Source organism: Zobellia uliginosa (assembly GCF_900156625.1).
In the GTDB taxonomy this organism is placed as follows: domain Bacteria; phylum Bacteroidota; class Bacteroidia; order Flavobacteriales; family Flavobacteriaceae; genus Zobellia; species Zobellia uliginosa.
This window is the reverse complement of sequence record NZ_FTOB01000004.1, coordinates 656,792-669,402: the sequence shown is the minus strand read 5'-3', so window position 1 is coordinate 669,402 and position 12,611 is coordinate 656,792. Positions and strand designations below refer to the sequence as shown.

General features: G+C 41.5%; 14 protein-coding genes. 6 read left to right on the top strand and 8 right to left on the bottom strand.

The genetic code is table 11. From position 1 onward, the window contains the following. Positions 1-9 precede the first annotated feature (9 nt). The 4 genes from BW980_RS15500 to BW980_RS15485 form a co-directional block, all read right to left on the bottom strand. Positions 10-573 (bottom strand): nucleotide exchange factor GrpE, encoded by a 564-nt coding sequence (locus tag BW980_RS15500; RefSeq protein ID WP_076456076.1) that lies wholly within the window; start codon positions 571-573, stop codon positions 10-12. 192 nt (positions 574-765) lie between these two features. After that, positions 766-1,731, bottom strand: a complete 966-nt coding sequence (locus BW980_RS15495; protein ID WP_076456075.1) for a TIGR01777 family oxidoreductase — start codon at positions 1,729-1,731, stop codon at positions 766-768. 127 nt (positions 1,732-1,858) lie between these two features. After that, positions 1,859-2,518, bottom strand: coding sequence for a tRNA (5-methylaminomethyl-2-thiouridine)(34)-methyltransferase MnmC2 (gene mnmD, locus BW980_RS15490; protein WP_076456074.1), 660 nt, complete (start codon positions 2,516-2,518; stop codon positions 1,859-1,861). A 1-nt stretch (position 2,519) separates the two neighbouring features. Next, positions 2,520-3,014, bottom strand: coding sequence for a DUF4920 domain-containing protein (locus BW980_RS15485; RefSeq protein ID WP_076456073.1), 495 nt, complete (start codon positions 3,012-3,014; stop codon positions 2,520-2,522). Positions 3,015-3,119: 105 nt separating this feature from the next. Here BW980_RS15485 and BW980_RS15480 point away from each other — a divergent pair, with 105 nt between their 5' ends. Further along, positions 3,120-4,184, top strand: a complete 1,065-nt coding sequence (locus BW980_RS15480) for a branched-chain amino acid aminotransferase (RefSeq protein ID WP_076456072.1) — start codon at positions 3,120-3,122, stop codon at positions 4,182-4,184. 100 nt (positions 4,185-4,284) lie between these two features. Here the strand turns inward: BW980_RS15480 and BW980_RS15475 are convergent, their stop codons facing one another. Further along, positions 4,285-4,671: a pyrophosphohydrolase domain-containing protein gene (locus tag BW980_RS15475; RefSeq protein WP_076456071.1), complete on the bottom strand. Its 387-nt coding sequence runs from the start codon at positions 4,669-4,671 to the stop codon at positions 4,285-4,287. Between the two features lie 608 nt (positions 4,672-5,279). Between BW980_RS15475 and crcB the strand changes: the two genes are divergently transcribed. The 4 genes from crcB (at position 5,280) to BW980_RS15445 (ending at position 8,718) form a co-directional block, all read left to right on the top strand. Beyond that, entirely contained in the window at positions 5,280-5,651 is a 372-nt protein-coding gene (gene crcB, locus BW980_RS15460) for a fluoride efflux transporter CrcB (RefSeq protein WP_076456068.1), read from the top strand. Positions 5,652-5,943: 292 nt separating this feature from the next. After that, complete coding sequence (locus tag BW980_RS15455; RefSeq protein ID WP_076456067.1) at positions 5,944-6,282, top strand: P-II family nitrogen regulator; 339 nt, start codon at positions 5,944-5,946, stop codon at positions 6,280-6,282. Between the two features lie 26 nt (positions 6,283-6,308). Beyond that, positions 6,309-7,541, top strand: a complete 1,233-nt coding sequence (locus tag BW980_RS15450; RefSeq protein WP_076456066.1) for an ammonium transporter — start codon at positions 6,309-6,311, stop codon at positions 7,539-7,541. Between the two features lie 112 nt (positions 7,542-7,653). Next, entirely contained in the window at positions 7,654-8,718 is a 1,065-nt protein-coding gene (locus tag BW980_RS15445) for a porin (protein WP_076456065.1), read from the top strand. Positions 8,719-8,795: 77 nt separating this feature from the next. Here BW980_RS15445 and BW980_RS15440 read toward each other — a convergent pair whose 3' ends face one another. Beyond that, on the bottom strand, positions 8,796-9,446 hold the full coding sequence (locus BW980_RS15440) for a DUF1684 domain-containing protein (RefSeq protein WP_076456064.1): 651 nt from the start codon (positions 9,444-9,446) through the stop codon (positions 8,796-8,798). An 86-nt stretch (positions 9,447-9,532) separates the two neighbouring features. On the opposite strand from BW980_RS15440, the gene BW980_RS15435 reads away from it, so the two are divergent. Continuing rightward, the gene (locus tag BW980_RS15435; RefSeq protein ID WP_076456063.1) at positions 9,533-10,270 is read left to right on the top strand and encodes a DJ-1/PfpI family protein; all 738 of its coding nucleotides are present in this window, start codon (positions 9,533-9,535) and stop codon (positions 10,268-10,270) included. 5 nt (positions 10,271-10,275) lie between these two features. Here BW980_RS15435 and BW980_RS15430 read toward each other — a convergent pair whose 3' ends face one another. After that, entirely contained in the window at positions 10,276-11,688 is a 1,413-nt protein-coding gene (locus BW980_RS15430; protein WP_076456062.1) for an alpha/beta hydrolase, read from the bottom strand. A gap of 79 nt (positions 11,689-11,767) precedes the next feature. Then, on the bottom strand, positions 11,768-12,592 hold the full coding sequence (locus BW980_RS15425; RefSeq protein ID WP_175609902.1) for a mechanosensitive ion channel family protein: 825 nt from the start codon (positions 12,590-12,592) through the stop codon (positions 11,768-11,770). Positions 12,593-12,611 lie beyond the last annotated feature (19 nt).

The window sequence follows — 12,611 nt, the reverse complement described above, 5'->3', positions numbered from 1 at the left end:
CCTTTTCTTTTAGTTACCGACCACCACTTTGGGGTGACGGATAATTCTATCGCCCAGCTTAAATCCTTTTTCGACTACATCGACAATCTTACCCTTGAGCTTTTTGTTCGGTGCAGGGATTTGTGTAATGGCCTCGTGTATCTCTGCATCAAAGGCATCGCCCACCTCGGCCTGCACTTCCTCTAAGCCCTTAGACTTAAGGGTTTCACGGAATTTCACCCGAATCAACTCCACTCCTTTGAACATTTCCTTATCCTCAGATTTGGCCATCTCTTTCAAGGCACGCTCAAAATCGTCCAAGACCGGCAACAATGAAATAATAATTTCTTGTCCTGCGGTTTTGAACAGGTCCATTCTTTCTTTCGATGTTCGTCTTTTGAAATTCTCAAACTCCGCGAACAAACGCAAAAACTTGTCTTTCTCTTTTGCAAGATCTTCCCTTAACTGTTCTTCTACACTAAGCTCTTCTTGCATATCTTCTTCTTGTTCTATATCGTTCGCAGACTCTGCTTCCGTTTGTTCCTCTTGATCAACAACATCTTCAAAGTCTTCGATTTTTTCTTTATCGCTCATTTCTACTTGAATTTGAATTCTCGTGTTTTGGTTGGCAAAAGTACTGCCATTTCTTTAAAAATGTCAAAATGTCACCAAAAAAAGACGGCCCCATGGCCTTCTTGACCGACTAGCCTATCTATTCCCATACGCCCTAAAACAAAAAACACCTGCGAATTGCAGATGTTTTAATCGTTAGTATTTTAGATCCGCTTAGGGAACGTATTCTTTGTTAAAGGTTTGCATGCCTGACGCATCGGCACATTCGGCATTTTTATAGATACCTTCAAGGGCAATGCATACATTGGGGTATTCAAAACTAAAACCTTCTTCTTCTATTTTTTTGCAACTGACCCGTTGACTCGCAAAGAGGATGTACGACATTTTACCCAGCAACAATCGCATGACAAACTTAGGAATGTTCGGCAACCAAAGCGGCCTATCAAAAACCTTGGCAATTTCTTTAACCAGTTTGGCATTGGTAACGGGATTGGGGCCTACTCCATTATAAATTCCGTTCAGGCCATGCTCCAATACAAAAATGAAGATACGGGCCAGATCGGAAATATGAATCCATGACTGCCATTGCTCCCCACTGCCGAATGCCGCTCCCAAGTAAAGCTTGACCGGTTTCGCCATTTCGGGCAAGGCGCCGCCCTTACATGACATGACCAAACCTATCCTTACCTTGGCCACACTGAACGAAAAACTTTTGAATTTATCGATTTCCTCTTCCCAGACCTTTACAACCTCTCCTAAAAAACTATTATCTACCGCCGTTTCTTCCTCGGTGTAGTAACGGCTTAAGGAATCTGGGTAAACCCCGATAGCCGAGGCCGAAACAAAAGACAAAATATTTTGATGATCTACTTTTTCGAGTGCAGCATGCAAGGTTCTCAAAGAATTGACCCTGCTCGAGATAATTTTTTTTCTATAGGCTAACGTCCACCTCTTCGATATACTGGCGCCGGCCAAATTAATAATGGCCGTAACCCCCTCAAAGCACGCAAGGTCTATCTCCCCCTTATTAGGGTTCCAATAAAAACCTTTATAATCTGGCTCAGAGGCAATTTTCTTCTTACTTGTCGTCAAATAATTTATGGCAATACCATTCTTATGACATTGCTCTACAATTGCACTGCCCACCAGACCTGTCGCTCCTGTAATCAGTATTCTCATAAGCCAAAGATATGTGATCCGAGCCCCACCTGCACCCCATTTAATTCCGATTTAACACTAAATCACGCCTATATGTTAAGAAAATCCGATATAGTACATTTCCTTAACTTTTAATTAAGTCACCCAGCTACTTTCGCGCCCTTAACATCTCCCTTTTTCCAGGTGGCCCAGGTAGTCGTTCCACCTCAAAGCCAACAGCTTGCATAGCCCGCCTTACACTGCCCTTGGCAGCATAGGTAACAAGAACTCCGTCTTTTCGCATGGCCTTGTACATAATGGAAAATATATCCTCGGTCCACAGTTCAGGTTGAACACGGGCCCCAAAGGCGTCAAAATAGACCAAATCATAAGCATTTTCATCCGTTATATCGGCAAAAAACCTCTGTTCTTTCCTAAGGGTGAAGTCATTAGAAATTCGAACATCGCATCCCCATTCCGAGTTATGCATCCGTTTAAAGTCGTTTTCATAGGTCTCGGCATCGAGTTCCCCTATATAATTGAGTTGTGCCATTTCCGCTTCGGAAACCGGATAGGCCTCGACCCCTGTATACCTTAGCTGGCCGCCGTTCTTTTTAGATTCGATATACGTTATAAGCGCGTTAAGTCCCGTACCAAAACCTATTTCCAAAATGGATATATCCTTTCCGGAAAAAAGGGCCAGTCCGTGTTTTATAAAAACGTGATAAGCCTCTTGTACGGCCCCGTGCTTTGAGTGGTATTGCTCGTCCCAATCGGTAATCTGAATGGTTTTGGAACCATCGCCCGTAGTTATGATCTTCCTTTCCAAATTAGTGTTTTTCTACCAAGACCCCATCTGCCTCAAAACTATAGATCTTCTTGGGCTCGGTAATCTTTTCTATTTCCTCCTTTGACATACCGGCATCTTTCGCATAGTGTTTTTGATCCTCCACACTCATGGTCTCAACAAAAGCATATCCATTGACCGCCACTTCCTTTCCTTGAATATCCTTGGGCATAAAAAAGGCATAGTCCTTAAAACGCACCATGGTCTCTTTTCCATCTTCCAGGGCCAATTTCATCCAGCAGCCCTTCACCTTACAAACATCGGCAACCGTAGCCTTGAACTTTGCTCGAAGCGTATCATTCCCCTTTAATTCCTGAAATTTTCGTGTCATTTCTGTGCTTGACAATAGATCATTGGGTTCCAACCGCTTACCTATTACTATATAGTCTCCATTCCCCGACACAGCCTTTTCCCGTTCTTGGTCTTTACAGGCAAAAACCAGCGTAAAAACCGCAAGTAAAATGTTAAATACACGCATTTCTGACAAAAATTAGATGAGTACTGCAAAACTGGACATTTTTAAACGAAAAAAGAAGAACGAATACGGATAAATCGTTAATTTTAATCCTTTAATTCAAAAGTTATGAACTCGACCATGCAAAACATCAGCGTTGAAAAGGTAAAAGAATCAAAGATCGAACAAGTAGATTTTAACAATCTTGCTTTTGGTAGCGTATTTACCGATCATATGCTGGTCTGCGATTATAAAGATGGCGCTTGGGAAACCCCTAAGGTCATCCCCTACCAGCCCATCAGCCTTGACCCGTCGGCAAAGATATTTCATTACGGGCAATCTATTTTTGAAGGCATGAAAGCCTACAAGGACGACAACAACAAAACATGGCTCTTTAGACCCTTGGAAAACTTTAAAAGATTGAACATCTCGGCAAAGCGTATGGCCATACCCGAGTTGCCAGAAGAGTTTTTTATGGAGGGACTAAAGACTTTATTGAAAGTGGACAACCAGTGGATTCCGCAGACCGAAGGAAGTTCTATGTACATCAGACCTTTTATTTTCGCTTCGGGAAATGGCTTTCATGCCTCTCCGGCCGACGCCTATAAATTTATCATCTGCCTTGCGCCATCCGGTTCTTATTTCTCCGGAAAGATCAAGGTACTTATCGAAGAGAAGTACTCTCGTTCCGCTAATGGCGGGGTCGGTTATGCCAAGACAGGCGGCAACTATGCCGGTCAGTTCTACCCTACCCAACTGGCCGTAGCCAAAGGATACAATCAGGTCATCTGGACAGACGACCACAACCACGAATACATTGAAGAAGCCGGCGCGATGAATATTTTTATCCGCATTGACGACACCCTAATCACCGGCCCTACCAGTGACCGTATATTAGATGGTATTACACGAAAGAGCATCCTTCAACTTGCCGAGAAGAAAGGCATACAGACGGAAGTTCGGAAAATCACCGTTACCGAGGTTATCGAGGCCGCCAAAGACGGAAGACTCAAGGAAATGTTCGGGGCAGGTACCGCTGCGGTCGTTTCCCCTATTTCCGGATTCGGGTATAAGGGAGTCGATTACGACTTGCCCGAGCTTGAATCAAGCTTCGCTTCCCAAATAAAGAAAGACATTACCGATATTCAATATAACCGTGCCGAAGACCCCTTCGGATGGAGGGTAGGCCTATAAAAAGTATTTTTTTACGGACACCTATTCATATAAGGATATATAAAAAACGGTCGCCATTTTTTTGGTCGACCGTTTTTTTATGCTGTAAAGTCCCTCTAATTTAGTTTTCAAGTATTTTGGAGATATTGGGCTTAAAATAATTCGGCCCTTTGAGCACTTTACCATCCTCCCTATAAATAGGTTTCCCATCTGCCCCCAGCTTGCTCATATTGCTGCGCTGTATTTCATTGAACACCTCTTCGATCTTATGTTGCATACCATGTTCTATAATCGTACCACAGAGAATGTAGAGCATATCGCCCAATGCATCGGCAACTTCTACCAAATCGTTATTATTGGCAGCCTCCAAATATTCTTTGTTCTCCTCGTCCATTAAATTGAACCTGAGAAGGTTTTTCTTCGCCCCCAAATCGGCTTGCATGGTTTCCGACACCCCCAGCCCGAAAGAAGTGTGAAAAAGTTCTACGGCACTTATTTTGTTTTTCATCTATAGTTGTGTTGATTTAAAAAATAGTTTCTGCCAATAATAGCGTAATTTTGCATAAAAATAAAGAATATGTTCTCTACCGGACAAATCGTTTTTGCCGCGCTATTTGCTATTAGTTTTATCATAATCATCTTTTTAGCTTACAAAAAAGACAAAAAATTACACGCAAAGAACTACAAAGGTGTAATATGGGTAGGTGTTTTATTTATATCCTTCGTAATTATCCTACTCTTTCTTAAGCATTTCCTTAAAAATTAAGACAAATATTACCACCCCGTTAAAAGTGCGATTTTTAACGACCAAAAACCGTTTGTTTGCGTATAATATAACAAATGGCGTAATTTTGCGTTATGTATTCAAAGGGGTAAATATATGATGACTTTTTTTACAATACTTTTAATATTAGTTGGAGCTAACGCATTGTTTATGGTATTCAGTTTAAACAGCGTATCCAGCAGTGGTAAAAAAACTGGGGAAGACACATCAAAAGATTTGTCCTCTAAAGTATACCCATTAAACAGTCTGTCTTCCAAATTCAAGAAAGCGGTTTAACCAGTAACTCGACCGAGTACTGTTCATCTGATAAATTATTTACGTAATTTGCACCGATGAAACAATTGTTACTCGTATTCTTTGGTGGTGGCATAGGCAGCATACTTCGCTATCTAGTTTCCAAATCGCTCAACAATTACTTTCAACATTTCTTTTTAGGTACTTTTTTGGTCAATGTTCTCGGCTGCCTATTGATCGGCTTCATTCTAGGCCTCTCCCTCAAGACCAATTATTTGACCCCGAACCAAACCCTTTTATTCGCTACGGGTTTCTGCGGGGGCTTTACCACTTTTTCCACATTTGCATTTGAAAAACACTCGCTTTTGAACTCAGGCGAGTTGACCTTTTTCTTCATTTATCTGATTTCCAGCATAGTAGTTGGAGTTCTAGCGGTCGCACTCGGCCTTTGGTTATCAAAACTTATATAATTAAGGTTTTTTCAACCAAACACACCCCTCTTTATTAAAAATCTAAAGTTTTAAGCAGGCAAGCTGTTTTTATTAACCTATCTGGTAGATTTTATCGATTTTTCTAAATATTCCTTCAAAAAATCGCAAATCAGATGGCTAAATATGCATTTTTGATTGTTTTTAATTCCATACCCCCAAATTTTAAGGGGGTATAATTCCTATAAACATAAAAATTAATACATATACCCCCAAATTTTATGGGTGTTAATTCTTTTAACATACATTTGTCTCTCTAATTAATACAATTATTATGAAACAAATCGAGGCAATCATTAGAAAATCGAAGTTTGACGACGTCAAGAAGGCGTTGCATCAAATAGAGGTCAACTTCTTCAGTTACTGGGATGTAACCGGAGTCGGAAACGAAAAGCAAGGTCACGTATATAGGGGAATCTCTTATAGTACGAGCGACATTCAACGAAGGTATCTTTCTATAGTAGTATCGGATGAGTTTTTACAGCGTACTGTCGACACCATTCTTGAAGCGGCCTACACCGGCAATGTCGGTGACGGAAAAATCTTTGTTTCAGAAATCATTGAAGCATATAGAATAAGGACCAAAGAAAGCGGGCAAGCCGGAATCAACTAAAAAACCAATAACTAAACTTTTAAGAAATGGACGCAGGATTATTTACAGCAAACAACGTTTGGATGATGGTGGCTACCGCCTTGGTATTCTTCATGCACACCGGATTCTCTTTTTTAGAAATCGGCCTTACCAGACAAAAAAATACAATAAACATATTATTCAAGAACATCTTTATTATTACAGGTGGACTTTTACTTTACTACGCGTGGGGCTTTAATATGATGTACCCCGGTTTTGAAGAAGGATCTTCAGGTATATTCGGATTCGCCGGATTCGGCATTGCCGCTCCAGAAGGCGGAATGACCCCTGAATATGCCGATGGTGGCTACACGTGGTGGACAGACTTCTTATTTCAAGGTATGTTCGCAGCTACGGCAGCAACCATAGTATCAGGTGCCGTTGCAGAACGTATTAAAATTGGTGCCTTTATGATTTTCACTGTTATCTACGTAGGACTTGTATATCCTATAGTAGGTGCCTGGAAATGGGGCGGCGGTTTCTTGGATTCATGGGGTTTCTATGATTTCGCAGGTTCTACCTTGGTTCACTCTGTAGGCGGATGGGCCGCATTGGTCGCTATATTCTTATTGGGATCACGTATCGGCAAATTTGACGATAACGGCAAGCCTAAGGCCATACCAGGTCACAACATACCTTTAGCTACGGCAGGTGTACTTATCCTTTGGTTAGGATGGTTTGGCTTCAACGGTGGCTCTGTATTATCTGCCGACCCCGAATTGACTTCCCTAGTATTGGTTACCACAAGTTTAGCCGCAGCAGCCGGTGGCTTCGGAGCCATGATTTTATCTACCATATTATACAAGAACCTCGATTTGACCATGTTCCTTAACGGTATTCTTGGTGGTCTTGTAGGCATCACTGCAGGGGCCGACCTTATGTCTCCCAACGAAGCCGTAGCCATCGGGTTTTTGGCCGGTCTACTGATTGTTCTTGCCGTTGCCTTGATTGACAAATTAAAATTAGATGATCCTGTTGGTGCCGTTGCCGTTCACTTGGTATGTGGTATCTGGGGAACATTGGCAGTAGGCATCTTCGGTGCCAAAGCTGGCGGAGAACAGTTCATGACACAACTATACGGCGTATTGATCATAGGTGTCTTCTGTGTAATTTGCACGTTCGCTATTCTTGGAACCCTAAAAGCGGTAATGGGACTTAGAGTGAGCAAAGAAGAAGAGATTGAAGGTCTTGACATTCACGAGCACGGTATGGATGCTTACCCAGATTTCATAAACGACTAACCTTATTAATTAGAAACGGAGCGTTCTGCCAAACGCTCCGTTATATAACCCTTTCAAAATCTTTACAGATTAAAATAATCATTCCACACAGGGATAACTAAACAAAATTCAGATGAAAGCGATTACAAATACAAAATACGTAAAAAATCTATTTTTCCTAGCCATACTACTTTTCTCTGCAACAGCGGTTGTTGCACAAGAGGAAGAAGAATCAAAGCCAAAATTTTCTTTCAGTGGTTCTGTTGATGCGTATTATAGAGCAAATTTAAATGCACCTAACGGAGAAGATGCTCCAGCTCCAGGAAGCTCATTCGCTAACCTACCAGGATTCGCCTTAGGTATGGCCAATGTTATTGGTGCTTATGAAGGTGAAAAAGTAGGTTTTGTTGCCGATTTAGTTTTCGGTCCAAGAGGAACGGACGCTATTTTTGAATCTCCTATGTATTCTTCTACAGGAAACATTGTTAACCAATTGTATGCTTACTGGAATGTAAGTGATGCCGTAACATTAACCTTTGGTAACTTTAACACCTTCTTAGGTTACGAGGTTATCTCTCCGGTTGCCAACTTTAACTACAGCACATCTTACTTGTTCTCTTACGGTCCGTTTTCACATACCGGTCTTAAAGCAGATTTTGCTTTATCTGATGATTTCAGCTTAATGTTAGCGGTAATGAACCCAACTGACCTCACAGAGTTCAACCCAACAGGACAATACGCTTGGGGAGCTCAATTAGGCTACAGCGGTCAATATTTGAACCTTTTAATTGATAACGGTTCTTACGAAGTAGATTTCACAGGTGGTTTTGATCTTTCCGATACTTTCTTCCTAGGACTGAACGCTGCTTATTTTGATGGTGACGAAGATGACGGTGTTGGTAGCTTTGCAGGTTTGGCAGTTTACCCACAGTTAGCAACTTCCGATACTTTCTCTATAGGATTAAGAGGTGAATATTTTGCTGAAACCGATTTCTTTGGAGCAGTTGGTGGATCAGATGCTGATGGCGATGCAAGTGTATTTGCTGTAACCCTTACCGGTAGCGCAACTATTGGTGACTTGATCATCAAGCCAGAATTAAGATTAGACAGTGCTTCAGAAGAAGTATTCATTGACAATGATGGAAACCCAATTGGAGGTCTTTCTTCTTTCGTGTTGGCTGCGGTCTACTCTTTCTAAAAAAGAATTATAATGGTTAAGTGTTTATAATTTAAAGCTAATTCAAGTAAAGGCCCTGACGTTTAACGTTGGGGTCTTTATTTTTTGGAAGGCTCAAAAGCTTTTACACCAGCTAGTATCTCTGTATCCAAATTATTTACACTAGGCACAACAGGACAAGAATACTTCTTATTATAAGCACAATACGGATTATAGGCTTTATTGAAATCAATAATTATAGTATCACCATCAGGTATGTTCAAATCGATATACCGCCCACCCGTATAAGTTTCCTTTCCGTTGGTATTATCGGTAAACGGCAAAAACAAATAATCCTTATACTTCTCTTGCTGCATCAATTTCTTATTTTGATACACCTCCAACTGCCGATTCTTTCCATTTAAGGTAAAATGGGCGATACCATAAACAGTTTCCTCCGAGGCATCACCTGTAGTACTGGGCATCATAAAGGGCAACGCTTCGGGAGTACGAACAAACTTGGCCGTTACAATATAATTGGTATCGGGAGCAAAGAAATCCAAAGCTTCAAAATCCTTTCGATAACGGTCGGGCAAGGGCGACGTTTCAGGTTTTTTAAATTCTTCGTTCATTTCTTTCTGATAGTCTAAAATAGCCCGTAGCGCATCGACCTCTACCAATACTTCGCTTTCTTCCAATGTATCGTGATACTTTTTATCGGCCTTACACCCAAAAACTCCAAAGAAAAGGATCAAAACTAGAATTCGCATATAATCATTTTTAAATCCAAAAATACAATATTAAGTCATTCCCCTTATACGAATGGATTGTACATTGCGACTTTAAATATGCCAATATGAACAAAATCTACCCCGTACTACTCGTCATCGGATTCTTTTTTTCCTGCCACCCCACCAAAGAAAAAGACCGCAAAACAACGGATACAGAACGAATACCACCCAAAATATCGCAGAATCGCTACAACGTGGCTTTTTTAATTATGAACGGTACCTTCAACACGGAGTTAACCGCTCCATTCGATATTTTCCAGCATACCAAATTCAGAAAAAACATCAAGGCCATGAATACCTTTACCATAGCCAACACCTTAGAACCCGTTACCACTTTTGAAGGTATACGCCTACTACCCGATTTTGACTACACCAAAGACGAATTACCCCCAATAGACATTCTGGTAGTACCAAGCGCAGAACGCCATTTGGATACGGACCTAAGAGACACCGTAATGTTGAATTTTGTACAAAAAATAGATAGCTCTGCTTTGTTTATGACCAGCCATTGCGATGGCGCTTTTGTTTTAGCCAAAGCCGGTGTGCTCAAAGGAAAAACCTCAACCACCTTTCCCAGTGACATTGAAGCTTACAAAGAAATGTTTCCTCATTTAAAGGTCGCCGATAGCGTCCTCTTCGTTCACGATGGAAAATACATCACTTCTGCAGGAGGCGCCAAAAGTTTTGAAGCCGCTCTCTATTTGTGCCAGCACCTATACGGAAAAGAAGTTGCCGACGCCTTGGCAAAAGGTTTAGTAATAGATTGGAATCTTGAGAAAACCCCACACCTCATAATAGACTGACCCTACTACTCTTCAATTATGTTATAGCGTGCACTTTTAAGGTATTTTTCCACCAGTTCATTAAACTCCGGTGTTATACGGAGCAAAGCCGTATTTTCAAGCGCATAGAGCTTGCTGCGGTCGGTATAACCTTTCTTCAACAACTCCTCTAGATAAAAGAGCGCCGTGCCATAGTCATCGGTTTTAGCCGCATAAGATATAACCTTAAGGTAGCTCTCATAATTTTCAGGCTCTACGATGGTCTTTAACATCCATAAAAAATTTAGGGCTTCGCCATCAACAGGACGCTCCGCACTTAATATATCTACATTATCGGAAACCAAGGCTTTGACATAGCCTTCCAAACGCTTGCCCATTTTTTGCTGCAACACCCCTGAACTTCCTTGAAATTTCTGCAATTCCTCCATTTGATACTTCCACCACCCCAAATTGTTATAATTGTAGGTCAAAATATCTTCCTCCAAGTAATAATTATAGTCCTCCTTAATCAACTCCTCTTTTAAAAGCAGTGCATTCTGGGTTCTATTCTGATTTTTAAACAATCGGCTTTTACGCAAAATTTTCCTACTTGCCTTTATAGAATCCAAAGCGAGGTAAGGCTGGTACAGCTCGGTCATTTCCTCTAAAAGATTATCCGCCAACAAGGGCCTATTGGCCGTGTACAGCCTATTGACCTTCACAAAATCGGAGACATAGTTTTCATCAATAAAGGCCTGATCTTTTTCCACATTACCTTTTGCCATGGCCACTAAGGTCAACATTTTAAGGGCCGCACTAAGCTCCTTACCGTCAGGCCACTCATGCCCTCCATCAAAAACCAACAACTGATTGGGAAACTTCAAGCGGTTCAAAATCTTTTCAACCTTCAACATTTGCGGGTACCTAAAATCTTCATCGCCTACAATTCCAATAAAATGAAAAGGATTTCTACTCGTAAGCACTTCTACATTGGCTATTGAAGCCCCACAGGCAACGACCCCGTCTACCCCCTTGACAAAGGTGGGCACCAAGGAGGAAAAACGGCCTCCCACATCAAAACCGCCCGTATAGACTCGGTCTTTATGAATAGGCAACATAGCGTTCACCGTACTGAACATTCTACTCGCTGTCACTATATTTTTAGAAATGGACAAGGTATCACTAATATTATTGGAAGCGGCAAGAACGTAACCTTGTTCCTCGGCCGCCTCACTGAACATCGCCAAGGCCTGTCTGCCCCTACCGTTCATATCGAAAACGAAGATTACCGGCCAAGGTTTCGAAAGTTCAAATGACTTCGGTAAATAGAGGGCAAAGGTTTCCGCTATCGTATCGTTGACCGCGATAGAATCAATTACCACCCCTTTTTTCAATTTGATATTCTGGCCCACACAGGTAAAAACAGCCCCGAAAGCCAATAACAGTAGCATTCTCTTCATAAAAATAGAATCATCAAAAATCTAGCCAAAAAATAACGGCATTCATCCGATATGCCAAGCTTCATATACCACAATACACCTACTCGCCTATCTTACCTATCTCCACTCCTTCGGAGTAAGCCACTTTAACACCATTGCTGCTAAAAGCCTTCTTGATAGCTTTATTGGCATTAAAGGTTACCTCCCAAAAGTCATCGGGCAACACGTATGGCCTTACAATTAATCGCACGTTGTGCGAATCAAAATCCAAAATACCGATTTCAGGTTCGGGCTGGGGAAGAATTTTTGAAACCTCCTTTAACGAGCTTGCCAACACCTCCCTTACCTTGGGAAAACTTTCTTCATAAGGCATAGTAACTTCAAGCTCCAACCTGATCATACCCTTTTCCGAATAATTGGTCACCACCGAGTCGGTAATCATTGAATTGGGAATGATCAATATTTTATTGCCCGGCGTCAGCACATCGGTACTAAAAATACCGATTTCCACTACCCTACCGAACTTCTCCTCAACCTGGATCCAATCGTTTACCTTAAACGGCTTTAATGTCAAAATCAAGATGCCCGAAGCAAAATTCCCCAAGCTACCCTGTAAGGCCATACCCACGGCAAATGCCGCCGCGGCCAGTATCGCAAAAAGTCCCGTAAGGTCGGCACCGAGCACCGTAGCTATAATAAATAGCACCGTACCCTTTAAAAGTACCCCCACTATCGATGACAAAAAAGGGCGCAAGGTTTCAGAGAAACCCGTTCGTTCCAACGCTTTTCTTACAAGATCGACCACTTTCGCGGCCACCTTAAAGCCGATCCACAAAATAATTCCGGCCAAGAAAATTCGAGGTATATAGAAAACCGCCTTATCTATTGCGATTTGCGCGTACTCATTAATTTTATCCAAATCCATAAATTAAAATTAATAATTA